We start from the raw sequence: 25,137 nt of genomic DNA, 5'->3' as shown, positions 1-25,137 counted from the left end.
GAATCGGCCGGGCCGAACAGCTGTCTCGATCCGGCCGAAGTGGACGAACCGCTCATGCCGCCGAAGTGACCAGTTCGAGCCGCCTACCCTCGAAGGTCCGCCGCAGCCGCCGGTCGTGCGTGACGACCACGAGCGCGCCGGAGTACTCCGCGAGCGCCTGTTCCATCTCTTCCACGAGAGCCGGGGCGAGGTGGTTGGTCGGCTCGTCGAGCAGCAGCAGGTCGGTCCTGGCCGTCACCAGCCTGGCCAGTTCCAGCCTGCGCCGCTGCCCGACGGACAGGTCACTCACCGGCTTGCGCAGATCAGGAGCCCGGAACAAGCCCAGCGACAGCAACCTCTCGGCCGCCTCGTCCTCGTCACCGTCCCCGGCGAAGACCGCCAGAACGGTTCGGGCGTCACCGGCGAGCCCGCCGTTCTGGTGCAGGAACCCGATCCTGCCCGCACGCTCCGCGGATCCCGTCGACGGTGCCAGTTCCCCGGCGAGCACCCGCATCAGCGTCGTCTTTCCCACGCCGTTGGGTCCGGTCACGAGGATCCGTTCGCCGGGCAGCACGCTGAGCGACGTCCGCGGCAGACGGCCGTCGACCGACACGTCGTCCACCTTCACCACGTACCGATCGGCTTCCGCCTCACCCGTGGCGATCCGCGCGCTGAACCGGAGTGGCTGCGGCGGAGGCTGCACCGCGTCGGCGTCGAGCCGCTGGATCCGCTCGCGGGCCGACCGGATCCGGCTCATCGCCCCGTGCGCCCGGGAGCGGGCCCGGAACGCGCCGGCCCCGCTGAAGGCCGCCGGGGCCTTGCGCGGAATCGCCGAGAACCGGTCGATGTTGACGTCCGCCAGCCGTTCGTAGCGAGCCTTTTCCAGCCGCCACTCTTCATACTCCCGGACCCACCGGGCACGCGCGGCCTCCTTCGCCGCGAGATAACCCGCGTAACCGTTGCCGTGCCGGTGCACGGTCCGGCGATCGGCGTCGACTTCGAGGATCGTGGTGGTGACCCGGCTGAGGAATGTCCGGTCGTGGGTGATCGCGACGATCCTGCCGCGATGCCCGCGGAGGTGGTTCTCCAGCCAGGCGACGGCTTCGTCGTCGAGATCGTTGGTCGGCTCGTCCAGCAACAGCAGTTCGGGTGACGCGGCCAGGGTGGCCGCGAGCGCCAGCCGGGACCGCTGCCCGCCCGACAGGCTGCCCAGCGCGCGGCCGCGATCGAGGCCCGGCTGCCCGAGCCCGTGCAGGGCGACCTCCACCCTGGCGTCGGCTTCGTAACCGCCGCGGGCTTCGTAAGCGGTGATCAGGTCTCCGTAGTGAACGAGGTCTTCGGCGGTCTCGAGCGACGTCTCCGCCGCCCGCAGCCGCGCTTCGAGTTCCCGGATGTCGGCCAGAGCGGAATCGATCGCGTCGCCGACCGTGGCGGTATCGGGCAGTTCCAAGGTCTGCGGGAGATAGCCGATCCCTCCGGGCGCGGTGACGGTCACCGTGCCGTTGTCCGCCCGGTCGCGGCCGGCGATCAGTCTCAGCAGCGTGGACTTGCCCGAACCGTTGTCGCCGATGACGCCCGCCTTCTCCCCCGGTTTGACGCTGAAGGAGATCTGATCGAGCACGACATGGTCGTCGAAACGCCTGGTGACACCGGAGAGCACGAGTTGTGTTCCGGGATGTCGACACGGGGTACGCATAGGGGCGTCCTCCTGGATTCTCGAAAGGAAGAAGAGCGCGTGCGGAAGGACGCGGCCCGGCGGAGCGAAGGCTCTACGCCAGGGCCGCGTCGAAGACGAGAATCACAGGTTGAAGAAAATCCCCATGGCGAAGACGGTAGCCGGGACTCGCGGGCGGGCAAAACGAATTAAAGGTCGTGTACGGGTTCACGGAGTGGTTTGTGTCCCCATACCGCGACAGCGGCGCCCCGCTGACCGAGAATCGAAGCCGCGGGTTTCGCGGTCTGAGGGAATGGGGTTCCTCGTGCACGGGTCCAGTGATCCGATCGCCCGGTTCCGGCGACGGCTCCTTCCCGGTCACAACTCGCTCGCCCGTGCCTCCGACCGCTTCGAAGCTTTTCTTCTCAAGCTTTTCCTCCTCGCGGCGCTGCTCACCGTCCCGGTCGCCGCCGCCGGCTCGGCCAATCACGCCAGGCAGGTCGCCGCGGCCGCCACCGACGCGGTCGGCCGTCAGGCCGCCACGGCGTTTCTCTCGAAGGCCGCACCCGTTCGTATCGTCGACAGCGAGAGCGTCGGGACCGACAACGCGACCACCGAGGCGACTTGGACCGATTCGCGCGGCGCACGGCACACCGGTGGTGTCCTCGCGACACCGGGCAGCCCCGCCGGATCTCCCGTGCCGATCTGGATCGCCGCCCGCGGTGAGCTCACCACCGCACCGCGGACCGCGTCGACGGCGGTGTTCGATTCCGTGCTCGTCGGCCTCTGGCTCTGGTTCGCCGTGGTCGCCTCGCTGGTCCTGTTTCACCGGGTCGTCCGGCTGGTGCTCGACCGGCACCGGATGGCGGCCTGGGAACGCGCCTGGGCGGTCCATCCGCGTTCCGGCTCCTGGCCCTGATCCCGACGGCGAGGGCGAAGAGCCTCGACTAGGGTGCCCCGCATGCGCATCATGATCTCGGCGGACATGGAGGGCGCCACCGGCGTCACCTGGACCGAGGACGTCATCCCCGGCACCGAGCAGTGGCAGCGATTCCGGCGCCTGTTCACCGGCGACGTCAACGCCACCATCGCGGGCCTCTTCGACGCCGGCGCGACCGACGTTTTGGTCAACGAGGCGCATTCCTCCCAGCGGAATCTTCTGCTCGAAGACCTCGACGGCCGGGCACGCATGCTCACCGGCAGGCACAAACCGCTCTCGATGATGCAAGGCATCGACACCGGTGTGGAGGGTGTCGTCTTCCTCGGCTACCACGCCGGCGCCGGTTTCGACGGCGTGCTGTCCCACACGTACCTGGAGAATCAGATCACCGGCGTGTGGCTCGACGACGTCCCCGCCAGCGAAGGCAGGCTCAACGCCGCGATGGCCGCCGAGTACGGCGTCCCGGTACTCGTCGTGTCCGGTGACGACAAGGCTTGTGACGACGCCCAGGACTACGCGCCGGAGGCCCGCCTGGTCACGGTGAAGGAGTGCGTCAGCCGCTACGCCGCGATCTGCCTTCCGCCCGCGAGGACCGCCGAACTGCTGTCCTCGGCCGCGGCGGACGGGATGAACCGGGCGGGCCGGGTCGAGCGGTTCACCACCCCGCACCGGATCGAGGTCGAGTTCGACGCGAGCCATCTGGCGCAGGCGGTGGCGGTGATCCCCACGGTGGAACAGCTCGGCGTCCGGCGGGTCGGCTTCGACGCGCCGGACATGACCGAAGCGATGAAGGCGTTCAAGATCGTCACGGCGATCGCGGCCGGGGCGGTGCAGGGCATCTATGGCTGACCTGGATGTCGTGGAAGTTTGCTCGCGCCTGATCCGGTTCGACACCACGAACCGGGGCGACGGGGACTCCGCGGGCGAGCGCGAAGCCGCCGAGTACGTGGCGTCGCTGCTGTCCGGGCTCGGGATCGACGCGAGGATCATCGAGTCCGCGCCCCGGCGCGCGAACGTGATCGCCCGGGTTCCCGGCACCGATTCGAGCCTGCCGGCACTCCTCGTGCAGGGACATCTCGACGTCGTCCCGGCCGACGCGGCCGACTGGTCGGTGGACCCGTTCTCGGGCGAGGTCCGCGACGGGTTCCTCTGGGGCCGCGGTGCCGTCGACATGAAGGACTTCTGCGCGATGGTGCTCGCCGCCCTCGCCACCGGCGCCCGCCCGCGGCGTGACCTCGTCCTGGCGTTCGTGGCCGACGAGGAGGACAAGGGCGAGTACGGCGCGCACTGGCTCGCCGCGGCGCATCGGGACCTGTTCGACGGCTGCGCGGCCGCGATCAGCGAATCGGGCGCGTACACCTACCACGTTCCCGCCGCCGACGGCCGGACCGTGCGGCTCTACCCGGTGGCGACGGCCGAACGCGGCACCGCGCATCTGCGGCTGACCGCCAGGGGCCGCGCGGGCCACGGATCGCGCCCCAACGACGAGAACGCGGTCACCCGGCTGATCACCGCGCTCGGCAGGATCGCCGCGCATCGCTGGCCGGTCCAGCTGACCCCGACGGTGCGGGCGTTCCTGGAACGCACCGGGGAAGCGCTCGGCGTCCCGGTCGATCTGTCCGATGTGGACGGGACGATCGCGCGGCTCGGGCCCGCCGGGGCGCTGGTGGTGCCGACCGTCCGCAACAGCACGACACCCACCATGCTCGACGCCGGTTACAAGGTGAACGTGATCCCGACGTCGGCCGAGGCTCAGGTGGATGTCCGCGTCCTTCCCGGCGCCGAACCGGAATTGCTCGCCGAGATCGACGCGATGCTCGGCGAGGGTGTCACCCGCGAGTTCGTCGCGCACCAGCCGCCGGTCCAGGCACCGGTGGATTCGCCGTGGTTCGAGGCGATGGCAGGTGCTTTGCGCTCGGAAGACCCGGAAGCCGTGGTGGTCCCCTACTGCATGGGCGGCGGAACGGACGCGAAGGCGTTCAGCCCGCTCGGGATCGACTGCTACGGCTTCGCGCCGCTGTGGCTCCCGGAAGGTTTCCCGTACCGGGCGATGGCGCACGGGGTGGACGAGCGGGTCCCGGTGGAGGGGCTTCGGTTCGGCACGCGGGTGCTGCGGCACTTCCTGACGAACTGCTGACCCGGCCCGGCGAGTTCGCTCTCCCATCACGCGAGTTCCGCCTCCAAGCACGCGAGATCGCTCTCCCATCACGCGAGTTCGCCCCCTGGACACATCCCAAGAGCGGCTTCGGTGCCACAAGGCCATTCATCCGAAATCATGAAAGCCGCTAGCGGACCGTGGCCCTCGACGAGGCTACCGGGCCCGGCGCGACGATCCTCGAATCCAACTGGACGGATGAGCCGAGTCAGCCGACCGCCACGGGAACGGGCGTGGCGTCCATCCGGTGCCGGACCGCGTTGCCGAGCAGCCACTGTCCCACGGCCGCGGCCAGGCACAGGCCGAAGCAGACCGTCCACAACACGGGCGCGCCCAGTACGAGCAGCTGGGTGCCGCCGAGCGGGGCGACGAACGCGGCGAGGCCCGCCGCCGTACCGTAGGCGCCGTTGTACCGGCCGCGCAGCTGCGGTGGGGCGAGTTCGGCCACGATCGCGACACCCACCGACTGGATCACGATCTCGCCGAGGGTCCACACCACGGCGCACGCGGCGTAGGCCGGTGTCGTCGACGCGAAGGCCGTGGCGCCGAAACCCAACCCCGTCAGCAGGATTCCGAACGTGAGCACCCGCGAAGGGTCCCCACGGCCCAGCCGGTGGCCCACGAGTGGCTGCACGACCACGATGACGATGCCGTTGACCGCCATCACCAGGCCGTACCCCGCGGGCGAGAGGCCGTCTTCTCGCATCGCCAGCGGCAACGTGGCCAGGCTCTGCAGAAACACGAACGCGACCACCAGCGAGATGAGCATCAATCCCGCCATGACCCGGTCGCGCAGGACGACGGTGAAGCCACCCGGCTCCCGCGATCGGCCACCGCCGCGGGTCTCCGGGACCGCTCGCCAGACCAGCAGGCCGAACAGCACGCACGTCGCCGCGTCCACCCAGAACAGCGTCGTGAAGCCGGCGCGGGCCATCGTGCCGCCCAGCACCATCGCGATCGAGAAGCCGAGGTTGATCGCCCACAGCAACAGCCCGAACGCCCGCGTTCGATCGGCGCCGGGCACCAGATCCGCCACGATCGACTGGGTGGCCGGGCGAAACACGTCGAGTGCCAGCCCGAGCAGCAGCGCGGCGACCGCGATCAGTTCGAGGCGCTCGACGTACCCCAGTACCACCATGATCGCGCCCGTGGCGAGCATGCCGCCGGTCAACGTCGCCCGTCTGCCGATGCGGTCGGCCAGCAGCCCGCCGATCAGCTGCGAGAACACCTGGCCGATGCCGAGCAGCGCCAGTACGGTTCCCGCCGTCGCCACCGAAAGGCCGCGCTCACCGGTCAGGTACAGCGCCAGGAACGGCAGGACCATCGTGCCGAGCCGGTTGACGAGCGTGCCCGTCCACAGCACCCAGAACGATTTGGGCAGCCCGCCGAGCCGCGTCCGGAAAAACCCCGGCGCCGTCATGGTTCGAGCTCGTAGCAGGCGACACCGTCGAGGTAGCGCAGCGTGCCGAGGTCGCGCAGGACGTACTCCTCGATCTCGTGCATGAACGTGACGACCACCGGGAACGTCGTGTCGTCGATGGTGCGGCGCAACGGCTGACCCGGCCGGGTCAGCACGAACATCTCGTGGAAGCTCTCCAGCCGTTCGATCTCGTCGAGCACCGTGTACCGGCGGAGCGTGCCTTCGACCGGCGAGAGCAACGCGGACCAGGCGTAGTGCCGCCGGATCCGGTAGTCCTCACCCCACCGCTCGCGGAACCGCTCCGGCCGCAGCACCGCGTCGGCCATCCAGTCCAGCTGGGATTCGCCGATCGCGAGCCGGGCCAGATGCGGCAGGTCGCCACCCGAGAGCCGCGAACCGACCTCGATCAGCCGTGGGCCTCGTGGTGTCCGCTTGATTTCGACGTGCGCCGCGCCGTGCCGGATGCCCAGCGCGTCGAGTACCGCGAACGCGTAGTTCACCAGTTCGTCGTGGCCCGGCCCGCGCCTCGGCACGAGCTGGCAGGCACCGAGCAGATCCGACACCCCGTTGACGGCGAACCGCGAGCTCTTCCAGATGTCGCACACCTGGTGCAGGCCGTCCATGCTCACCGTGTTGACCATGTACTCGCTGCCGGCGAGGTACTCCTGAGCGATGACGAAGTCGTTGTCCTCGGAGAACACGTTCTGGCGGCCGGTGATCGTGCGCAGCGCCTCGGCCGACCGCTCCGGGGTGTCGCAAAAGGACACCCCGTCGCCACCGGCGCTGCGGTTCGGCTTGACGACGATCCGCCCACCCACCTCCCGGTGCCATGCGGCGAGTTCGGCCTCGTCCGCGGTCAGCAACTGCCGGGCGACGGGCAGCCCCGCCGCGGCGACGGCCTCGCCCATGACGGATTTGTCCCGTCTGGCGAGGGAAAGCGCGGTGCCGTTCGACGGCACGCCCAGCGCTTCGCTGAGTTCGTCGGTGAAGGCGACCGCGTACTCGCCACCGGCCACGACCGCGACCGGCTCGTGCGCGGCCAGCGCGTCCAGCGTTTTCGCGAGATCGCCGTCGTGGACGATGTTCTCGCGATAGTTGCTCATGGTCGGCGAGGACTTGCGGTACTGCCCGGGCGCGTCGGGCGCGCTCTGCACGCGCACACATTCCGCGCCCAGCGCCAGGAACGTCGGCGCGATGTGCCGGGCGGTCTGCGGCAACCCGTGATCGGCCGTTTCGTAGGTGTCCACGAGCACGACACAGGGCTTCGTCGACAAGCCTTTCCCCCCTCAACCGGTGCGAGTCGGAACAGCGACGGTCTCATCCGCCGTGATCAACGGACATCTTCCCGATTGCGATCCCGAGCCGGACTTCTTCCGGAGAGCGATTCGAAGCACGACAGGAGAGGAAATGACCTTTTCGGAGATGCGACGGTTTCGGCACCCGCCCCCCGTGCCCGATCCGAAGTGAGGTCAGATGACGCCGACGGTCACCATGGAACCTTGGGAGAGAAATGCGGTAAAGCACGCCGACGAACGCTTGACCGGGGCCCGTGATCCACAGTGGTGGTACACCGGGATCCGCCCCGAGCCCGGCCGCTGCCCAGGTGTCGCCGAGTCCGGCGAGATCAGCGCACTGCCGTTGCCCGACCTGTCCGTATGCAGCCGCGAAGAGGTGCTGGACTACTTCGACAACGCCTGGACCTTGCACGAGGTGCTGTTCGCCGGGTTGAACGGCGCCGAGGCGTTCTACCGCCCGCCGGATCACAACCTGCGGCACCCGATGATCTTCTACTACGGCCACACGACCTCGCTGTACGTCAACAAGCTGCGGGTCGCCGGGCTGCTGGACGCGCCGATCGACGCCTATCTCGAGCACGTCCTGGAAATGGGTGTCGACGAGAACTCGTGGGACGACATGTCGAAGAACGACATGGTGTGGCCGTCGGTTTCGGAGGTGAAGGACTACCGGGCCGAGGTGTACCGGACGGTGGTCGGCATCATCGAGACCACCCCGTTCGCCCCCGACCTCGGGCGGCCGGTGACGATGGACGACCAGGCCTGGGCGCTGTTGCTGTCCATCGAGCACGATCGCATCCACCTGGAGACCAGTTCGGTCCTGATCCGCGAAATGCGTGCGCGCTTGGTCGAACGGCCCACCGCGTGGCCTGCGCCGTCGCCGCTGCGCCGCACCACCGGGTCCGGCAAGCCCGAAGCCGGTTCCGTGCCCGCCAACGGCACCGTCACCGTGCCAGGGCGAACGGCACAGCTGGGCAAGCCGCTGTCCTTCCCGTCGTACGGCTGGGACAGCGCGTACGGCTCCCGCCGTCAGGAACTGCCGGACTTCGAAGCTGCCCGCTGCCTGGTGAGCAACGGCGAGTTCCACGAGTTCGTCGCCGACGGCGGGTACCGGCGGCCGGAGTTGTGGTCGGCCGAGGGCGAGGCGTGGCGCCGCTTCCGCAACACCAAGTGGCCGCGGTTCTGGGTGCCGACCGGCCCCACCGGGCTGCACGCGTTCCGGCTGCGCACGCTGTTCGACGAGATCGACATGCCGTGGGACTGGCCGGTGGTGGTCAACTACCACGAGGCCAAGGCCTTCGCCGCCTGGCGGTCCGAAAAGGACGGACGGGAGTACCGGCTGCCGACCGAAGCGGAGTACTTCCTGCTCCGCGACCTGCCGGAGCGTCCCGGCGTCGAGGACGACGTGGTCATGCGCCTCGACGGCGGGCAGCTGCGCGACGCCGGCATCAACCTCGGTCTGGCCTGGGGTTCGGAGGGCCCGGTCGACCATTCGCCGACGACGTCGCAGGGCCTGCACGACGCCGCCGGCAACCTGTGGACCTGGAGTGAAGACACCTTCAACCCGCTCGAGGGCTTCACCCCGCACCCGTACTACGAGGACTTCTCGGTGCCCAGTTTCGGCGGGCAGCATCAGCTGATCGTCGGTGGCGCGTACATCAGCACCGGCGAGCTGGGCAGCATCTGGGCGCGGCACTTCTACCGGCCGCATTTCCTGCAGCAGGCGGGGATCCGGCTGGTCGTGGCACCGGAATCCACGCTGGACGGTGACGCGCGGGCGGAACTGGACCGGGCGCTGCTCGGTCAGTACGGCACCGCCGAACAGGCCTTCGGCCGGTCCGGGCATCCACTCGCCGCGACCGCGCTGTATCCGGACCGGCTGGCGAGGAGGTTCACCGAGGCCGCGGCCGAAGCCGGAGTCGAGCTGCGCCGCGTCGCGGATCTCGCCACCGCGGCGGGTGGGTTGGCGTTCTCGCTGGCCGAGCGGCCGATCGAGGTCGTCGGCCTGGACGACCGGCCCATGTTCGTCGCGGCGGCGGATCGGCTGGCCGAGGGATGGGACATCGGCTACCGGGTGCCGGGACGCGGGGAACTGCACGCGCGGCGGCCGTCGATCGCGCCGGACGGCAGCGTCTCGTTCACCCTCGCCGAATCCGGCCGTCCGCCCGCCGCGCTCGGCACGTTCGACGGCGTGGTAGTGGCGGACGCCTTCGACCGGCTCGGTGGCGCGGCGGGCTGCCTGCGTCCGCTCGTCGGCTCGGAGAATTTCCTTCGCGCCGGAGGACTGCTGCTCGTGGCACTTCCGCGGGCGTCGGCCACCAAGCTCGCGAACATCCTCGGTGAGGCGTTCGAGCCGCTGTCGGAAAACATGGAACCGAGCTTGACCCGGGCCGACGGCCATCGGTACGAGATCACCGACCTGGAGGTCTCCATCTGGCGTAAACGCTGAGCCGGGCGGCGGGCCGCATCAGGCACTTCCACCTGATGTGGTCCGCCGCGGCCAGGGCGGTGAAGGCGGTGCTCAGCCGCTCGCGGCGCGGGCGATCGAGCGCGAGGTTCGCCTTGCGTTCGCAAGGCGAGCACACCATTGCCTTCGAGAACATCGGCCGCGACCGTGCTCGGTCTGGTCGCCGGTATCGGGGTCACGAGGCCGGGCCGGTCGTCGCGCAGCCTGTGCCGGAGCGGTCTGTGTTCATGCCGCTGGGGAGTGACACTGCCTTCACCGAAGTGGCCTCGTCGCCGGAAACGGCGAACCCGCGCTCCCTGCCGTGCTCGGCATGGTGACGGAGTCGGCGGCCGGAAGGGACCTGCCGGAGGCGGGCCGGCCGGACATCGCGACCGTCACACCACCATGATCACCCTGTCGGGCCACGTGTCCGTAGAATCCGAGGACGATGCGACGTTTCCGGTGGTGGTGGGGTGCTCTCGCGCTCACGTTCGTGGTGGTTCTCGTCGGGTTCATTGCCTTTACCGGGTCGGAAAGCCGCCCAGGGCAGCCGTCCCCGCGCCAAGGCCCACCGGGAACGGGGCCGCTGACGGTCGTCGCCATCGGCGACAGCACCGTCTCCGGTGAGGGCGCGGGCGCCTACACGCCCACGACCAACGGGCAGGGCGGCAACTGGTGCCACCGCTCCCCCAACGCCTTCGTCGAGCAGGTCGAGATCCCCGGCGTCACCGCGCGGGTGAACCTCGCGTGCTCGGGGGCGCCGTCGGAGCAGATCGCCCTCGGCGAGGCCAAGCAGTGGACCGAACCGTCACAGGCACAGCAGCTGGCGAACACGATCAAGGACCACCGGGTCGCCGCGGTGGTGATCGCGATCGGCGCGAACGACGAGCCGAAGTTCTCCGCTCAGGTCAACGAATGCTTCAAGGCCTGGTTCTCCCCGCAGAATCCGCCGTGCAGCGCGGCTCTCCGCACCACCTGGCAGTCCAAAGTGGACGCCATGGTGCCGAAGGTGACCAACGCCGTCGCCGACGTCAAGAAGGTGCTGGCACAGGCCGGTTACGTCCCGGCGGACTACCAGCTCGTGCTGATGTCGTACGCCTCGCCTGTCGGCCCTCAGATCCCGGAGGCGCTGCGCAGTCTCAACGGCTGTCCGTTCCGCACCGAGGATCTGGAGTGGATGCGCCGTCAGGGCGTCCCTGTCCTGTCGGAAGGGCTCAAACAGGCTTCGAGGGCGACCAGCGCGCGATTCCTCGACCTGTCACGGGCGGGCGCCGGCCACGAGGCGTGCAGCAGTGACCCGGCGAACGAATGGTTCAGCAGGCTGACCCTGCAGTTGCGTGACCTCGGCCAGGCGGACCGGGCGAGCCACGCGTTGCAGGAGTCGTTCCATCCCAACGCGAACGGGCACGCGCAGATCGCGAACTGCCTCACCGAGTTCCTCGCCGCCCGCGGCGGCAACGCGTCGTGCCTTTCGGGCCCCGACGGCAAACTGCACGCCGCACCCGAAGTGATCGCCCGTTAGCCGCGTGCTCGGCGCCGGGACACACGTGACCAGACACGCGACACACGTGATCAGACGCGTAACACACGTGCTCGGACTCGTAACTCGGGTGGCTAGAGGTCGAGAGCGGCGCGCAACGCGATGTCGATGCGCTCCTGGACCTCTTGGTCGATCTCCGCGATCTTCTCGTCGAACCACGGCCGGTACAGACGCGTGAGGTTCAGCGTGGAGACCCAATAACGCGCGTCGACGGCGACGCCGAGGATGTCCTGCGGGTCACGGTCCAGCAGTTCGGTGCCGAGCAGCCACGGCCGCTCGGATTCGTTCACCCCGTCCGAGGACAGCAGGACGACGGTGCGCTGCCGGGCCGGTTCGGTCGGAGGGTGGTACGTCCAGACTTCACCCCTGTGCACGCAGATCCTTCTCCGCGGCCGTCAACTCGGCCTCGTCCGCTTCGGCGGACGGTGCGACCGGGGCGCGCTGCGGGGTGTATCCGGTGCGGACGGCTTCCCTCCGGGCCGCCTTGGACAACCACGACGAGACCGAGATCCCGTGTGCTTTGGCGGCCCGCTCGGCGAACTCGAGCGCACCACTGTCGAGCGAGAGAGTGACCTTACGTGTTGCCATACCTTTTATCGTACCAGCGCCGCGCAACCCCGCCCCGTTCTCTGCTCTCACAATGTGGGCGAGCGGCCCTCGAACGGCGTCGAAAGCACCACGGTGGTCCGGGTCGAGACCTTGGCGGACTCGCGGATCCGGCGGAGCAGGTCTTCCAGGCCGAGCGGCGAGGCCACCCGGACCAGGAGGATGTACGACTCGTCACCGGCGACCGAGTAGCAGGACTCGATCTCCTTGATGTGCTCGAGCCGCTGCGGATAGTCGTCCGGGGCGGCCGGATCGTTCGGCGTCAGCGAGATCAGCGCCGTGAGCGGAAGGCCGATCTGCTCCCCGTCGAGCCGCGCGGTGTACCCGAGGATGACCCCGCGCTGCTCCAGACGCCGCACCCGCTGGTGCACCGCCGACACCGACAGGCCGACCCGCTCGGCCAGGTCGGTGAAACTACGCCGCCCGTCCGCGGCCAGCTCCTGGACGATCGCCTGGTCCAGCGGCTCCAGACCACCGGTCATGCGTCGAGCACGATCAAGTCGTGCGGACGCTGGTTGACCGGCTCGACGCCGTCCTCGGTGACCACGACGATGTCCTCGATGCGGGCACCCCACCGGCCGGGCCGGTAGATGCCGGGCTCGACACTGAAGGCCATGCCGGGCTCGAGGGGCAGCGCGTTGCCCTTGATGATGTAGGGCTCCTCGTGCACGTCGAGGCCGATGCCGTGGCCGGTACGGTGGATGAAGAACTCGCCGTACCCGGCCTCGGCGATGATGTCGCGCGCGGCGGCGTCGATCGACTCGGCGGTCGCACCCGGGCGGACGGCGTCGACGGCGGCCTTCTGCGCCCGCTGCAGAACCGCGTATGTCTCGACGACGTCGGCGTCCCGCGGCTCGCCGACCGCGTACGTGCGGGTGGAGTCGGAGTTGTAGCCCTCGGCGATCGGGCCGCCGATGTCGACCACGACGACGTCGCCGCGCTCGATGACCCGCTCGGAGACGTCGTGATGCGGGCTGGCGCCGTTGGGGCCCGAGCCGACGATCACGAAGTCGGCGTGCGTGTGGCCCTCTTCGACGATCGCGGCGGTGATGTCCGCGCCGACCTCGGCCTCGGTGCGGCCGGGGCGCAGCCACTCGTGCACACGGGCGTGCACGCGGTCGATCGCCGCGCCCGCGTCACGCAGCGCCTGGATCTCGGCGGCGTCCTTGCGCATCCGCAGTTCGCGCACGATCGGCCCGGCCAGCGTCTGCTCGGCGTCACCGAGCGCGCCGCGGAAAGCGAGTACGTGCAGCGCCGGGGTGAAGTCGCTGACCGCCACGCGGCCTCGCCGACCGGCTGGCGCGAGCCCCAACCGGTCGGCGACCAGTTCGTAGGCGTTGTCGCCGTCGACCCAGGTGACGATCTCGATGCCGAGTTCGTCGGCGGGGACGTCGGCGTACCCGGGGGCCTCCAGCTTCGGCAGCACCAGGGCCGGGACGCCGTCGGCCGGGATCACCAGCGTGGTCAGCCGTTCGAAGGAGCCCCCGGCCTGGCCGATGAGGTAGCGCAGGTCCGAGCCGGGTGCGATCAGCAGGGCGTCGGTGTCCGCGGCGGCCGCGGCGGCACGGGCCCGGTCGAGGCGGGCGCGGAGACTGGCGGCGTCGGGGGCTGGGTTGTGCAGGGAACGGCGCGACATGAAGGCGAGCCTAGTCGGTCCGCGTCCCTCGGCTCACCGGCCGGTCACCCCCGATCGGGGCGGGATCGTCGAGTCCACGCCAGACCCGGAAGATCGCCGGGAAGGTGCCGGCGATCAGGTACAGGCCACCGAACACGGCGAGCGCGCCGACGAGACCGATCCCGTCCAGCAGCAGTCCCGCCGCCATCGAGCCGAGCGGCATCGCGGCGAGCACCCCGCCCACGAGAAGGCTGAGCACGCGGCCCCGGACGGCTTCCGGGACCCGTTCGTAGACCGCCGGGAGCACGATCGGGTTGAGCGCGCCCGCCCCGATCCCGGTGACCACGAGTCCGGCGAGCAGCACGGCCGGCGCGGGTTCCAGCGCGAGCAAGGCGAATCGCGGCGCGCCCTCGATCGCGACAGCGACGAGGATCGCCGTACGCCGGGAGAATCGGTGGCCCACCCAGCCGTAGATCGCCGAACCGAGCAGCGCGCCCGCCGCGACCGCGGTGATCATCGCGCCGATGAGCGCGGTGCTGTGCAGGACCTGGTCGCCATACGCCGGGTACAGGACGCCGAGCAGTCCGAAGTCGAGGCTGTTGGTGAGCATTAGCATGCTGACGACCGCGCGCAGTACCGCGTCGCGTTTGATGTATCCGAGCCCTTCGCGCAGCTGGTTGAGATATCCACCAGACGGCGGCCTCGGCGGACCGGCCGCCAACGGGATCAGCGCGAACACCAGCGCCGAGGAAAGCAAAAGCGCGCCCGCGTCGACGAACAGGACCGGCATCGGGCCGATCAGCGCGATCAACGCACCGGCGGCGGGTCCGCCCACCATCCGGCCGGTTCTCATCGCCGCTTCGACGGCGCTCGCCGCCCGGCTCACGCTAACACCGCCGAGTTCGGCGACGCCGGGAAGCAGCACCTGCTTCGCCGTGTCGGCGGGTCCTCGGGAAACGCCCATCACGAACGACAGCACGATCAGTCCGGGCAGACCGAGCCCCGTCGTGCCCGTCGCGAGCGGGATCAGGAGCACCGTGACGGTGGTCAGCAAATCCGCGCCGACGCTCGCCCGGCGGGTGCCGACCCGGTCCACGATCGGCCCGCCCAGCATCGCGGCGACCATCAGCCCCAAGACTTCGGCCGCGGTCACGAGACCGGTCTTGGTGCCGCTGCCCGTGCTCTGGAGCACGAACCAAGGAATCGCGAGCAACGTCATCATCACCCCGGCCGAGGAGATCCCCGAAGCCACGACCAGGGCCCCCAGTGGCCCCCGGCTCATGGCGTCTCCGGCCGGGACTTCCTCGGGAAGGCCGCCCACTGCACGCGGACCTGGGTGTCGCCGTCCCGCTCCGGACGGCGGTAGCGGTTGACCACTTCGAGTATCTCGTCGGTCAGCGCCGCGGTCTCGTCCGGCGTCAGCGAGAGCCGCGAGTCGTCAAAGACGGCCTTGTCGATCCACTCGTCTGCCCAGTCTCGTGCTTCGGCGACGAACTGCGCTTCGGCGGCGTAGCGGCGTTCGACCATCGTGTGGGCGTACGCAGTGAAGGGACCGGCGAGATCCGGGTCGTCGATGAAGTCCCGGGCGCGCATCCGGTCTCCCTCGTGCAAGGCCTTCCACCACCTGTCGCGTCTGCTGCCGCGTTCGGTGTCCTCGGCGATCAACCCGGATTCGGCCAGCTGACGCAGATGCCAGCTCGTGGTCCCGGAACTCTCCCCCGCCCGTTTCGCCAGACCGGACGCCGTCGCCGGACCGTCCTCCCGCAGCAACTCCAGGATTTTGACGCGCAGTGGATGCGACAGCGCCCGGAGAACGCGGCCGTCGACTCGCGCGAGATACCTCTCGCTCTTCCCCATGGCGTTCACCGTACAACCGCAGAGATATCTTTGCAAAGGATCCTCTGCGTTTGGTCGGCTTCATGGCGCGACTCCGGAGTTTGACTTCAAGTTAAGTGTAGGTTTTACGGTCTTGGGCATGACAACGAACTCGCCCTACCAGCTCGCCGTCGTGATCAGCAGCGTCCGCGAGGGCCGCTTCGCTCCCGTCGTCGCGAACTGGTTCCTCGACCGCGCCAAACAGCGCGACGACGTCACCCTGACCGTCATCGACTTGGCCGAAGCCCCTGCCGATCTCTCCCCCGGCGTCGCCGCCGCGGACGCCGTCGTCGTGATCGTCCCCGAGTACAACCACAGTTACCCCGGCCCGCTCAAGACCGCGCTCGACGCCACCGGCCCCGAGTGGCATGGGAAGCCGGTCGCCTTCGTTTCCTACGGCGGGATCTCCGGCGGCCTGCGCGCGGTCGAGCACCTGCGCCCGGTCTTCGCCGAACTCCACGCCGCGACGATCCGGGAGACCGTGAGTTTCCCCTACGCCTGGAACCATTTCGGCCCCGACGGAGAACACGACGACTTCGAAGGCGCCTCCGTCGCGGCCACCACGCTGCTGAACCAGCTGAACTGGTGGGCCAACGCCTTGCGCGACGCCCGCCGGGTACGGCCCTACGCGGCCTGACCGGTCCCGTGGAGGACTCGGCTGGGGGTCGGGTCCTTCAACGGACATCCGGGCCGGGACATGGCAGGCTGTCCGCGTGACCGGACCACTCGCTCTCCTCGATTCCGCGAGCCTCTACTTCCGCTCGTTCCACGCACTGCCCGAGTCGATGACCGCCCCGGACGGGACGCCGGTCAACGCCGTACGCGGGTTCACCGACACCGTCGCGCGGATCCTCGTCGACCGGCGTCCTTCCCGGCTCGTGGCGTGCCTGGACGCGGATTGGCGGCCGAAGTTCCGCACCGACCTGTTGCCCAGCTACAAGGCGCACCGGGTGGCCGAAGAGGTTCCGGAGGGTGGCGACGTCGAAGAGGTGCCGGACACGCTGACGCCGCAGGTCCCGATCATCCTGGACCTGCTGGAAGCCTTCGGCATCGCGACGGCCGAGGCCGCCGGGTACGAGGCCGACGACGTCATCGGCGCGCTCGCGATCCGCGAGCAGAACTCCCCTGTCGAGGTCGTCACCGGAGACCGGGACCTGTTCCAGCTGGTCCGGCACGAACCGACGTCCACCGTGGTCGTCTACGTCGGCAAGGGCTGGAACAAGGCCGAGATCCTCGGCCCGGACGAGCTCGCCGAGAAGTACGGGATCCCGGCCGCGAACGCCGGCCCCGGGTACGCCGACATGGCCGCGCTGCGCGGAGACCCCTCGGACGGACTGCCGGGCGTCGCCGGGATCGGCGAGAAGACCGCGGCGAAGCTGATCACCCAGTTCGGTTCGCTGCAGGAGCTGATCGAGGCGGCCGACGCCGGCGACTCGCGAGTGCCGCTCAAGACGCGGTTGCGGTTGAGCGATGCCGCCGATTATCTCGCGGTCGCGCCGACCGTCGTCCGGGTCGCGGCCGACGCGCCGGTCGAGCAGTCCCGGCCGGACACCGTCCCGGCCGAACCCGCCGACCCGGACAAGGTCGCGGAACTGGCGGAGCGCTGGAATCTCGGCCGTTCGGTGGAGCGCCTGCTGGCCGCGCTCCCCAAGCCGTGAGCAACACCGAGGCCGACCCGGCCGAGTCGCTGTGCCGGGAGCGGCCGGGCGAGGGTGTCACCGTGCTGACCCCGCGCGACGTCCCGCTCGGCGGTCCGCGCGCCATCCGGGTCCGCCGCACACTCCCGCAACGGCGACGGTCGCTGATCGGAGCGTGGTGTTTCGTCGACCACTACGGTCCGCAAGAGGTGTCGGATTCCGGCGGGATGGACGTCGCGCCGCATCCGCACACCGGTTTGCAGACCGCGAGCTGGCTGTTCAGCGGCGAGATCGAGCATCGCGACAGCATCGGCACCGTGGCCGTGGTCCGGCCCGGTGAACTGAACCTGATGACCGCCGGCCACGGCATCGCGCACTCCGAGGTCACCACAGTGTCCACTCCGGACACCACGACGCTGCACGGCGTCCAGCTCTGGATCGCGCTGCCGGACGGGCATCGCGACACCGCACGGGACTTCCGGCACTACGCGCCACCAGCGCTCCGGTTGCCAGGGGCCACGGCGCGGGTCTTCCTCGGCAGCCTCGCCGGAACCACCTCACCGATCCCGGCGTTCACTCCCCTGCTGGGCGCCGAACTCCTCGTGGAGCCCGGAGCGACCCTCGCCCTCGACGTCGACCCGGCCTTCGAACACGGTGTCCTGCAGGACATCGGCTCCGTCACCGTCGCCGGAGCAGCACTGCGCACCGGAGAACTCGCCTATCTCGCACCCGGCGCCGGACGGCTGGAGTTGACGAACTCGGGCACCGAGCCGGCCAGGGTGCTCCTGCTGGGCGGGACTCCGTTCACCGAGGAACTCGTCATGTGGTGGAACTTCGTGGGCCGCAGCCACGAGGAGATCGCCGGATACCGCGAGGCGTGGCAGGCGCAGGCGGACCGGTTCGGCCGGGTGGAGGGCTACCAGGGCACGACGGCGTGGTTGCCCGCACCCAAGCTGCCGCAGGTGCGGATCAAACCTCGTCGCAATCCGGCCTAGGACACGGAAACCCGCCCTTCACACCTTGCCAAGTACATGAAGGCCCCCTTCCTTGCGCCTAGGTACAGGAAGGGGGCCTTCATGTACTTGGGAGCTAGAAGAACGTTCCGCACCACGGCGACCGCGCGGTGTGGAACAGGGAGTCGGCACGGGCGACCGCCGCCTCGTCCAGCACCTCGACCCGGCCTGACAAGGCCAGCTCACCGAAGAGACCGTGGCCGAGGTACAGCGACGACAAGGCGGCGACGTCCAGCCGCAGATCGGCGTCGGCGGTCGTCCGCTCCGCGCCGTCCGGGCCGACGACGTAACGGCCGCTGTTGCCCGGGAGCTGCTTGTCGAGCACTTCGAACACCACGGGTTCGGCGGTGCCGTAAGTGCGGGCCCGCAGCGCGGTGGAGACGTCGACGAGCCGTAGCCACAGGTCGTCTATGACCTCGATGGTGTTCACGGCACGCGGATCGGTGAGCAGTTCGGCGATCGGCTCGTCCAGTGGGCGGCCGCGTCCGGTGACGGCCGAGACGAGGTCGACCGACAGCAGGAACCGCCACAGTCCCGCCCAAGCGCGCGGCGTGGCGGCGTGGAGCTCCCGGATGTCCAGGATCGCTCCGCGTTCCGGCGCCTGGCGGTCACGCGCGTCGATGGTCTGATAGACGACGAAACCGTCGTCCCCGTCCGGTCCACTGTGGACGGCGACGCGATAGCCGTCGTTCCCGGTGACCACGCGCTCGAAGAAACCCGGCCACCAGTGTGCCGGTCGAGCGACGAACCCCGGCCGCGTCCCCTCGAAGCTGTTGTACAGCGCGGGAATGCGCTCCACGGCCTCGGCACAGGTGGCGAACCTGACGACTCCTTCCCGTCCCACGCCGTCACGGAGCCGGGCGCGTGGGCGTTCGACGGAAACACCTTTGCCGAAGGTGGCCGCGCCGTAACCGAAGCGGCCGTAGATCACGGCTTCCGACGCGTGCAGCGCCGCCAGCGGGACACCGCGTGCCGCGAACTCCTCCAACTGGACGGCCATCATCGAGGTGAGGATCCCGCGGCGGGTCCAGTCGGCGCGGACGGCGACCCCGTCGACGGCCGCCGTGACGAGCTTCTGTCCACCTGGGACGGTGAGCTCGACGTCGAACGAGCTGGTGATCCCCACCGGGGTGCCGTGGTCGTCGAAGGCGGCGAATTTCCCGGCGGCGGGCCAGGAGGGCGCCATTTTCGCCCAGACCTCGTCCGAGGCGGGCCTGCCGTGCAAAGACTCCACCAGGAGCTCTAGGCAGGCCCGTTGTTCGCCTTCGGCCACGGCACGCACAGGGAATTCGCTCATAGCGGGTGATCCTGCCGTCCGGCCCCGGCGAACCCAACCGGTTTTCAGGCGGGCGCGCCGACCTCGTAGCGGCCGTCGTCACCGGTGACGGTGATCGTGACGGTCTTGCCCTTGCCGCCGACCTGCACGGTGCAGGTGAACGTGCTTCCGTCCTTGACCGTCTGGTTCGACGGGCACAGCACGTCGCCGACCGCACTGAGCCGATAGGTCTCGGTGAGGATCTTCCGCACGTCCGCCTGCATGGTCCTCGGGTCGAAGACCCTGCCCGGAACGGTGGAGGACGAACCACCCGACGTGCCGGACGCGTTCGAACTCGAAGAGGCGCTCGTCGTCGGCGGGACCGTGACGGTCTTCGTCGCCGGCGTGGGCACCGGGGTGTCCGAACAAGCCGTCGGTACGACGAAAGCGGCACAACACAGACCGACCGTCGCGACGGTTCGCCTGCTCAAGCTTCTCCACCCCCACCGGTGTGCTCGTCCAACGTCAGAAGAAGGTACCGCACCAGGGGTTCTCTCGCGTGCCGAACAGCAGGTCCGCCCGTTCCAGGGCGATTTCGCCGGTGGCTCGCACGCGTCCGGCGGCCGCGAGATCCGACGGACGCCAGCCGCCGAGGTACACCATCGACAAGGTGTCGACGTGCAGTTCGAGATCCGCCGGATCGGTGGTGCGGGCGGCGCCGTCCTCGGAAAGACGGTACCGGCCGGAGTTGTGCTCCAGGAACGGATCGATGACTTCGACGACGATCGGCTCGCCCCGATACGTGCGGGCGTCGAGCATCGCGGCGACGTCCACCAGCCGGAGCCAGCCCTCGTCCTGGATCTTCTGCACGGTCGCGTGCCGCGGGTCCGTGAACAGCAGCTCGACCGGTTCGTCGAGCGGCCGTTTCTCGGCGGTGATGCGGTCGACCAGGTCAACGGACAGCAGGTAACGCCACAACCCGGCGAACGCGTCGGGATTCGCGTAATGGAAGGACTGGATCTTCATCACCGCCGGTGCGCCGAAGTGGGCCCTTTCGACGGTGTAGGTGACATAGCCGTCGGTGCCGTCCGGGCCTCGGTGCACGGCGGTCGCGACCGGAGCGGTCGCCCGGCGCACCTCCCGGACGTAACCCGGCCACAGGGTCGGGCTCCGCGCGATCATGCCGGGCCGGGTGCGCGGAAGGCCGTCGAAGAGCGACGGCCATTGCTCGATCGTGCTTTCCAGATCGAGCAAGGAGATCTGCCCGCCCGCCGGTACCTCGGGGCGGAACCGGGTACGACTCCGGTCGATCTCGATCGACTTGCCCCTGGCCGCGACACCGTAACCGAACCGTCCGTAGATCGCGCCTTCGGAGGCGTGCAGCATCGCCGCGGGGACGCCGCGGGCGGCGAAATCCTCGAACTGGGCCCGCATCAACGCCGTCAGCACACCGCGGCGGGTACGGTCGGCGCGGACCCCGACGAGGCTCACCGCGGCGAGCGGCGTGGTGCCCCCGCCGGGCAGCGTCACTTCCGAGTCGAAGGACCGGACGGTGCCGATCAGTTCCGGGTCGAACGCGCCCAACCCGCGGTCCGGCTGCATCGACGCGGCGATGGCCGACCATTCGTCGTCGGTCATCTCCTTGACGTGCAAGGCACGCCTGAACAGATCGGTCGCGGCACGGTCCTCGTCGGCCCGCAGCGGCCGCACGGAAAAGTCGCTCATGACCCGATCATGCAGGATCGACCGTGCCCGGCGCCCGTCGTTTACTTGGTGACGGCGGGCGGCGAGACCTCGTAGTTGCCGGTGTCACCCTTCACGGTGATCGGTACCTCCTGCGGCTTGCCTTCGATCGTCGCGGTGCAGGCGAACTTCACCCCGTCCTTGACCTCCTGGCCGGCGGGGCAGGTGACCGCGCTGATGTCCTTGATCCCGTAGGTCTCGGTGAGCAGCTTCTGCACGTCGGTCTGCATCTGGGTGTTGTTGAAGACCTGGGTGTTGAACCAGCCGGGGGTGACGAACCCGAGGATGCCGACCGCCGCGATGATCACCACGAGCGCGCCGATCCCGATGAACAGGCCCTTCTTGGACTTCGGCTTGTCCGGCGCCTCCCCCTGGGCGCCCTGGAACTGGCTCTGGCCGTGGTCGTACTGACCGGGCTGCTGCCCGTACTGCGGCTGCTGCTGCGGGCCGCTCTGGGGGTAACCCGGCTGCTGCTGGGGCCCGCTCTGCGGATAGCCCGGTTGCTGGCCGTAGTGCTGCTGCTGACCCCACTGAGGCTGCTGTTGCTGCGTCTGGGAAGGGTCGTGACCGGGCTGCTGCTGCGGATACCCCGGCTGCTGCTGGGCCGGGTCGTAGGGCGCGGGCTGCTGACCCCAATGCGGCTGTTGCTGCTGGGTCTGCGACGGGTCGTGCTGCGGCTGCTGGCCCCACTGCGGTTGCTGCTGCGGGCCGCTCGGCGGTTGAGTGCCGCCCGGCTGTTGCCCGTAGCCCGGCTGCTGCCCCCACTGGGGCTGCTGCTGCGGGTCGTTGCCGCCATACGGCGTGCTCATCGTTTCGCCTCCGCCTGTTCCGCCATCGTCACCGGCCGGATCACCGACCGTCGTGGGCGATCCAACCACAGGTTGGCACCCCTGCCCACTGTTCACGGCTGGTGTCGGGACAACTGGCCGCGACCGTGCGCACACCGGCGGCGTGGTCACTCCGCCGGTCGGCCCAACGTCTCGCCAGTAGCGAGGACGGTTCCCGCTACGAACGTTCCAGGCGCCGGTGAGGTACATGAAGGCCCCCTTGCTGTACCTAGGCGCAAGGAAGGGGGCCTTCATGTACCGGGGAAGAAGTCCTTTACGCGCCCCCGGCCGCCACGACTCCGCGCCGCAAGGCCTTCACCGCGTCCGATGCCGCCGCCCCGACCGGATCCGCCTTCCCGAGAACGTCGCGGATCTGGTCCAGCAGGTCGATGACCTGCCGCGACCATCGCACGAAGTCACCGGCGGACAACTCCTGCCCGTTCGCTTCGGCGGCGGTGAGGACCTTCTCCAGCGACTCGCCGCGAGCCCACCGGTACACGGGCCAGGCGAAACCGGCGTCGGGCTCGCGGGTGCGGTTCAGCTTGTGGCGCCGCTCGTCCTCGGTGAGCTCCATCCACAGGCGCGTGGTCGCCTGCCAGGCGTCGACCACCTTGCCCACCGGCAGACGAGGCTCTCCGGCGGTGTCCCGGCGTGCCTCGAAGACCAGCGTCGAGACGACCGCCGCGAGTTCGGCCGGCGTGAGGCCCTTCCAGACGTCGTGCCGGATGCATTCGGCGGCGAGCAGGTCCGACTCGCTGTAGAGGCGGGTGAGCCGCTTGCCGTGTTCGGTGACGCGGTTCTCGCCGTTGCCCTTCGATTCGGGACCGAGGTACCCGCGTTCGCCGAGCAGCCGCAGGATGCGGTCGAAGGCGCGTGCGAGTGAATGCGTGGTCGCGGCGACCTTGCGTTCCAGTTGCTCGGTCTCGGCGGTGAGCCGCTGATACCGCTCGACCCAGCGCAGGTTCGCCTCGCGTTCGGCCAGGCCATGACACGGATGCGCGCGCAGCGCACGCCGCAGCGCGGCCAGCTCACCGTCCTCATTGGCCCCGGCGCGACGCTTCTGCCTGCCCGGCAAGGAGATTCCCGCGTTGCGCAGACTCGACGCGATGTCACGCCGTGTCTTGGGTGAACGCAGCTCGATGTGCTTCGGCAGCTTGATGTTCCCCAGCGCCTCCACCGGCGACGGGAAGTCGGAGACCGAGAGCGGCCCGGACCAGCGGTCCTCGGTGACCACCACCGGCCGCGGTTCACGAATCGGGTCGAGCCCCGGATCGACGACGACCGCGAGCCCCGCGCGGCGCCCGGCGGGCACGGCGATGACGTCGCCCTTGCGGAGCTTCTCCAGCGACTCGGCGGTGCCGGCCCGGCGAGCCGACGTGTTCTGGCGCGAGAGCGCCTTCTCCCGTGCGGAGATCTTCGCGCGCAGGTCGACGTACTCCAGCATCTGGTCGAAATCGCCGGTGATGGCGGAGGCGTAGCCCCGCAAGGCTTCCTTGTTCCGCTCGATCCGCCGCGCCGTCCCGACCACCGACCGGTCGGCCTGGAACTGCGCGAACGACTGTTCCAGCAGGTCACGGGCCGCCTCGGCGCCGACCTGGGCGACCAGGTTCACCGCCATGTTGTAGCCGGGCCGGAAGGACGACCGCAGCGGGTACGTCCTGGTCGAGGCCAGGCCGCCGACCTGCTTCGGGTCGATCCCCGGCTGCCAGGCGACGACGGCGTGCCCCTCGACGTCGATGCCGCGCCGCCCCGCTCGCCCGGTGAGCTGCGTGTACTCCCCCGGCGTCAGGTCGACGTGCGCCTCTCCGTTGTACTTCACGAGCCGTTCCAGCACCACGGTGCGCGCGGGCATGTTGATGCCGAGCGCCAGTGTCTCGGTGGCGAAGACGACCTTCACGAGGCCCTGGACGAACAGCTCCTCGACCGTCTCCTTGAACGCCGGGAGCAGCCCGGCGTGGTGTCCGGCGATACCGCGTTCGAGCGCCTCACGCCATTCCCAGAAACCGAGGACGCCGAGGTCTCCTTCGGGCAGGTCCTTGGTGCGCTGGGCGACGATCCGGCGGACCTTCTCGACCTCTTCGGGATCGTTGAGCCGCAGACCGGACCGGACGCACTGGCCGACCGCGGCGTCGCAGCCGGCGCGGGAGAAGATGAAGACGATGGCGGGCAACAGGCCGGCGTTGTCCAGCCGCTCGACCGTGTCGGTGCGGGACGGCGGCCGGTACCTGGGCATCCGCGACGGCGCTCCTCGCCGTCCCTTCGGCCCGCGCAGGCCGGCCGGGGCGAACCGGCCGCCGATCTCCTCCGTGCGGCGAAGCAGGCTGGGATTGATCCGCAGTTCGGCGTCCGGCGCGTGTTCCTCCTGGCCGGCGAACAGATCCAGCAGCCGGTTGCCGACCAGCATGTGCTGCCACAGCGGCACGGGACGGTGTTCGTCGACGACGACGGTCGTGTCCCCGCGGACCTCGACCAGCCATTCGCCGAACTCCTCGGCGTTGCTCACCGTGGCCGACAGGCCGACGACGCGGACGTGCTCGGGCAGGTGGAGGATGACCTCTTCCCAGACGGCGCCGCGGAACCGGTCGGCGAGGTAGTGGACCTCGTCCATCACCACGTACGCGAGCTCGCCGATGGTCGAGGACCCGGCGTAGAGCATGTTACGCAGGACCTCGGTGGTCATGACCACGACCTGCGCGTTGCCGTTGATCGAGGTGTCACCGGTCAGCAGGCCCACGGCGTCCGCGCCGTGGCGGGCGACGAGGTCGGCGTACTTCTGGTTCGACAGCGCCTTGATGGGAGTCGTGTAGAAGCACTTGCGGCCCTCGGCGAGGGCGAGGTGCACCGCGAACTCGCCGACCACGGTCTTCCCGGCACCGGTGGGCGCGCAGACGAGCACGCCGTGCCCGTCTTCGAGCGCCTCGCAACCGCGGACCTGGAAGTCGTCGAATTCGAACGACGATTCCGCCGCGAAGCGGGTCAGCTGGGGGTACCGGCCGCGGCGCTGGGAGGCGGCGTAGGCCTCGGCCGGGGTCTGAGGAGGGCTATTGACCACTTCGTCAGGGTTCCATACCCCACCGACAGTTCGCACTCGGTGTGACGATCGCGGGAACGGCCGACGCGCCTGTGTCATCCAAGGG

At 69.7% G+C, this 25,137-nt stretch carries 22 protein-coding genes; 8 read left to right on the top strand and 14 right to left on the bottom strand.

The features are described 5' to 3' along the window. Nucleotides 1–52 precede the first annotated feature (52 nt). Nucleotides 53–1,675, bottom strand: coding sequence for a ribosomal protection-like ABC-F family protein (gene abc-f / locus P3102_RS17870; protein ID WP_276370730.1), 1,623 nt, complete (start codon nucleotides 1,673–1,675; stop codon nucleotides 53–55). Nucleotides 1,676–1,958: 283 nt separating this feature from the next. Here abc-f and P3102_RS17865 point away from each other — a divergent pair, with 283 nt between their 5' ends. Genes P3102_RS17865 through P3102_RS17855 form a run of 3 tightly spaced genes read left to right on the top strand, consistent with a single transcriptional unit; the run spans nucleotide 1,959 to nucleotide 4,710 of the window. Beyond that, nucleotides 1,959–2,552 carry a hypothetical protein gene (locus tag P3102_RS17865; protein ID WP_276370728.1) on the top strand — a complete coding sequence of 198 codons (594 nt, stop codon included), beginning with the start codon at nucleotides 1,959–1,961 and terminating at the stop codon, nucleotides 2,550–2,552. A 42-nt stretch (nucleotides 2,553–2,594) separates the two neighbouring features. After that, nucleotides 2,595–3,422: a M55 family metallopeptidase gene (locus P3102_RS17860; RefSeq protein ID WP_276370726.1), complete on the top strand. Its 828-nt coding sequence runs from the start codon at nucleotides 2,595–2,597 to the stop codon at nucleotides 3,420–3,422. Continuing rightward, a complete protein-coding gene (locus tag P3102_RS17855) occupies nucleotides 3,415–4,710 on the top strand; it encodes a M20/M25/M40 family metallo-hydrolase (protein WP_276370724.1) in 1,296 nt (431 codons plus the stop codon). The genes P3102_RS17860 and P3102_RS17855 overlap by 8 nt, the downstream gene beginning before the upstream one ends. 226 nt (nucleotides 4,711–4,936) lie before the next feature. Here the strand turns inward: P3102_RS17855 and P3102_RS17850 are convergent, their stop codons facing one another. Both P3102_RS17850 and P3102_RS17845 read right to left on the bottom strand, forming a co-directional pair. Further along, nucleotides 4,937–6,148 (bottom strand): MFS transporter, encoded by a 1,212-nt coding sequence (locus tag P3102_RS17850; RefSeq protein WP_276370723.1) that lies wholly within the window; start codon nucleotides 6,146–6,148, stop codon nucleotides 4,937–4,939. Next, the gene (locus P3102_RS17845; RefSeq protein ID WP_276370721.1) at nucleotides 6,145–7,422 is read right to left on the bottom strand and encodes an ATP-grasp domain-containing protein; all 1,278 of its coding nucleotides are present in this window, start codon (nucleotides 7,420–7,422) and stop codon (nucleotides 6,145–6,147) included. The genes P3102_RS17850 and P3102_RS17845 overlap by 4 nt, the downstream gene beginning before the upstream one ends. 199 nt (nucleotides 7,423–7,621) lie before the next feature. Between P3102_RS17845 and ovoA the strand changes: the two genes are divergently transcribed. Both ovoA and P3102_RS17835 read left to right on the top strand, forming a co-directional pair. After that, a complete protein-coding gene (gene ovoA, locus P3102_RS17840) occupies nucleotides 7,622–9,892 on the top strand; it encodes a 5-histidylcysteine sulfoxide synthase (RefSeq protein ID WP_276370720.1) in 2,271 nt (756 codons plus the stop codon). 445 nt (nucleotides 9,893–10,337) lie between these two features. Further along, entirely contained in the window at nucleotides 10,338–11,411 is a 1,074-nt protein-coding gene (locus tag P3102_RS17835; protein ID WP_276370718.1) for a GDSL-type esterase/lipase family protein, read from the top strand. 92 nt (nucleotides 11,412–11,503) lie between these two features. Here P3102_RS17835 and P3102_RS17830 read toward each other — a convergent pair whose 3' ends face one another. From P3102_RS17830 to P3102_RS17805, 6 genes are read right to left on the bottom strand one after another with little or no spacing between them, the layout of a single operon-like run. Next, on the bottom strand, nucleotides 11,504–11,803 hold the full coding sequence (locus P3102_RS17830) for a hypothetical protein (RefSeq protein WP_005150941.1): 300 nt from the start codon (nucleotides 11,801–11,803) through the stop codon (nucleotides 11,504–11,506). Continuing rightward, a complete protein-coding gene (locus P3102_RS17825; RefSeq protein WP_276370715.1) occupies nucleotides 11,790–12,017 on the bottom strand; it encodes a hypothetical protein in 228 nt (75 codons plus the stop codon). Before P3102_RS17825 ends, P3102_RS17830 begins: the two co-directional genes overlap by 14 nt. A gap of 47 nt (nucleotides 12,018–12,064) precedes the next feature. Then, nucleotides 12,065–12,517 carry an Lrp/AsnC family transcriptional regulator gene (locus P3102_RS17820; protein ID WP_125787729.1) on the bottom strand — a complete coding sequence of 151 codons (453 nt, stop codon included), beginning with the start codon at nucleotides 12,515–12,517 and terminating at the stop codon, nucleotides 12,065–12,067. Then, nucleotides 12,514–13,671: a Xaa-Pro peptidase family protein gene (locus P3102_RS17815; protein ID WP_276370713.1), complete on the bottom strand. Its 1,158-nt coding sequence runs from the start codon at nucleotides 13,669–13,671 to the stop codon at nucleotides 12,514–12,516. Before P3102_RS17815 ends, P3102_RS17820 begins: the two co-directional genes overlap by 4 nt. A 10-nt stretch (nucleotides 13,672–13,681) precedes the next feature. Beyond that, nucleotides 13,682–14,932 carry an MFS transporter gene (locus tag P3102_RS17810; RefSeq protein WP_276370711.1) on the bottom strand — a complete coding sequence of 417 codons (1,251 nt, stop codon included), beginning with the start codon at nucleotides 14,930–14,932 and terminating at the stop codon, nucleotides 13,682–13,684. Next, on the bottom strand, nucleotides 14,929–15,507 hold the full coding sequence (locus tag P3102_RS17805; RefSeq protein WP_276370710.1) for a helix-turn-helix domain-containing protein: 579 nt from the start codon (nucleotides 15,505–15,507) through the stop codon (nucleotides 14,929–14,931). The genes P3102_RS17810 and P3102_RS17805 overlap by 4 nt, the downstream gene beginning before the upstream one ends. A 118-nt stretch (nucleotides 15,508–15,625) precedes the next feature. On the opposite strand from P3102_RS17805, the gene P3102_RS17800 reads away from it, so the two are divergent. From P3102_RS17800 to P3102_RS17790, 3 genes are all read left to right on the top strand, one after another. Continuing rightward, on the top strand, nucleotides 15,626–16,162 hold the full coding sequence (locus tag P3102_RS17800) for an NAD(P)H-dependent oxidoreductase (protein ID WP_276370708.1): 537 nt from the start codon (nucleotides 15,626–15,628) through the stop codon (nucleotides 16,160–16,162). A gap of 76 nt (nucleotides 16,163–16,238) precedes the next feature. Next, entirely contained in the window at nucleotides 16,239–17,183 is a 945-nt protein-coding gene (locus P3102_RS17795; RefSeq protein ID WP_276370706.1) for a 5'-3' exonuclease H3TH domain-containing protein, read from the top strand. Next, nucleotides 17,180–18,157 carry a pirin family protein gene (locus P3102_RS17790; protein ID WP_276370705.1) on the top strand — a complete coding sequence of 326 codons (978 nt, stop codon included), beginning with the start codon at nucleotides 17,180–17,182 and terminating at the stop codon, nucleotides 18,155–18,157. The genes P3102_RS17795 and P3102_RS17790 overlap by 4 nt, the downstream gene beginning before the upstream one ends. A gap of 94 nt (nucleotides 18,158–18,251) precedes the next feature. Here the strand turns inward: P3102_RS17790 and P3102_RS17785 are convergent, their stop codons facing one another. The 5 genes from P3102_RS17785 to P3102_RS17765 all read right to left on the bottom strand — a co-directional run bounded on the left by P3102_RS17785 (nucleotide 18,252) and on the right by P3102_RS17765 (nucleotide 25,052). Beyond that, nucleotides 18,252–19,472 (bottom strand): GNAT family N-acetyltransferase, encoded by a 1,221-nt coding sequence (locus P3102_RS17785; protein ID WP_276370703.1) that lies wholly within the window; start codon nucleotides 19,470–19,472, stop codon nucleotides 18,252–18,254. Between the two features lie 44 nt (nucleotides 19,473–19,516). Continuing rightward, a complete protein-coding gene (locus tag P3102_RS17780; RefSeq protein ID WP_276370701.1) occupies nucleotides 19,517–19,921 on the bottom strand; it encodes a DUF4333 domain-containing protein in 405 nt (134 codons plus the stop codon). A 34-nt stretch (nucleotides 19,922–19,955) separates the two neighbouring features. After that, on the bottom strand, nucleotides 19,956–21,155 hold the full coding sequence (locus P3102_RS17775) for a GNAT family N-acetyltransferase (RefSeq protein ID WP_276370700.1): 1,200 nt from the start codon (nucleotides 21,153–21,155) through the stop codon (nucleotides 19,956–19,958). A gap of 41 nt (nucleotides 21,156–21,196) precedes the next feature. Further along, the gene (locus P3102_RS17770) at nucleotides 21,197–21,982 is read right to left on the bottom strand and encodes a DUF4333 domain-containing protein (RefSeq protein WP_276370698.1); all 786 of its coding nucleotides are present in this window, start codon (nucleotides 21,980–21,982) and stop codon (nucleotides 21,197–21,199) included. A 292-nt stretch (nucleotides 21,983–22,274) separates the two neighbouring features. Beyond that, complete coding sequence (locus P3102_RS17765) at nucleotides 22,275–25,052, bottom strand: DEAD/DEAH box helicase (protein WP_276370696.1); 2,778 nt, start codon at nucleotides 25,050–25,052, stop codon at nucleotides 22,275–22,277. Nucleotides 25,053–25,137 lie beyond the last annotated feature (85 nt).

This window comes from Amycolatopsis sp. QT-25 (assembly GCF_029369745.1).
GTDB lineage: Bacteria > Actinomycetota > Actinomycetes > Mycobacteriales > Pseudonocardiaceae > Amycolatopsis.
The sequence above is the reverse complement of the archived record's forward strand: the minus strand, read 5'-3'. Positions and strand labels throughout refer to the sequence as shown.

What these genes read in the sequence shown, in the direction of transcription:
- abc-f (WP_276370730.1), bottom strand. Translation starts at nt 1,675, where the DNA reads ATGCGTACCCCGTGTCGACATCCCGGAACACAACTCGTGCTCTCCGGT.
- P3102_RS17860 (WP_276370726.1), top strand. Translation starts at nt 2,595, where the DNA reads ATGCGCATCATGATCTCGGCGGACATGGAGGGCGCCACCGGCGTCACC.
- P3102_RS17855 (WP_276370724.1), top strand. Translation starts at nt 3,415, where the DNA reads ATGGCTGACCTGGATGTCGTGGAAGTTTGCTCGCGCCTGATCCGGTTC.
- P3102_RS17850 (WP_276370723.1), bottom strand. Translation starts at nt 6,148, where the DNA reads ATGACGGCGCCGGGGTTTTTCCGGACGCGGCTCGGCGGGCTGCCCAAA.
- ovoA (WP_276370720.1), top strand. Translation starts at nt 7,622, where the DNA reads ATGACGCCGACGGTCACCATGGAACCTTGGGAGAGAAATGCGGTAAAG.
- P3102_RS17835 (WP_276370718.1), top strand. Translation starts at nt 10,338, where the DNA reads ATGCGACGTTTCCGGTGGTGGTGGGGTGCTCTCGCGCTCACGTTCGTG.
- P3102_RS17825 (WP_276370715.1), bottom strand. Translation starts at nt 12,017, where the DNA reads ATGGCAACACGTAAGGTCACTCTCTCGCTCGACAGTGGTGCGCTCGAG.
- P3102_RS17820 (WP_125787729.1), bottom strand. Translation starts at nt 12,517, where the DNA reads ATGACCGGTGGTCTGGAGCCGCTGGACCAGGCGATCGTCCAGGAGCTG.
- P3102_RS17815 (WP_276370713.1), bottom strand. Translation starts at nt 13,671, where the DNA reads ATGTCGCGCCGTTCCCTGCACAACCCAGCCCCCGACGCCGCCAGTCTC.
- P3102_RS17810 (WP_276370711.1), bottom strand. Translation starts at nt 14,932, where the DNA reads ATGAGCCGGGGGCCACTGGGGGCCCTGGTCGTGGCTTCGGGGATCTCC.
- P3102_RS17805 (WP_276370710.1), bottom strand. Translation starts at nt 15,507, where the DNA reads ATGGGGAAGAGCGAGAGGTATCTCGCGCGAGTCGACGGCCGCGTTCTC.
- P3102_RS17800 (WP_276370708.1), top strand. Translation starts at nt 15,626, where the DNA reads ATGACAACGAACTCGCCCTACCAGCTCGCCGTCGTGATCAGCAGCGTC.
- P3102_RS17785 (WP_276370703.1), bottom strand. Translation starts at nt 19,472, where the DNA reads ATGAGCGAATTCCCTGTGCGTGCCGTGGCCGAAGGCGAACAACGGGCC.
- P3102_RS17775 (WP_276370700.1), bottom strand. Translation starts at nt 21,155, where the DNA reads ATGAGCGACTTTTCCGTGCGGCCGCTGCGGGCCGACGAGGACCGTGCC.
- P3102_RS17770 (WP_276370698.1), bottom strand. Translation starts at nt 21,982, where the DNA reads ATGAGCACGCCGTATGGCGGCAACGACCCGCAGCAGCAGCCCCAGTGG.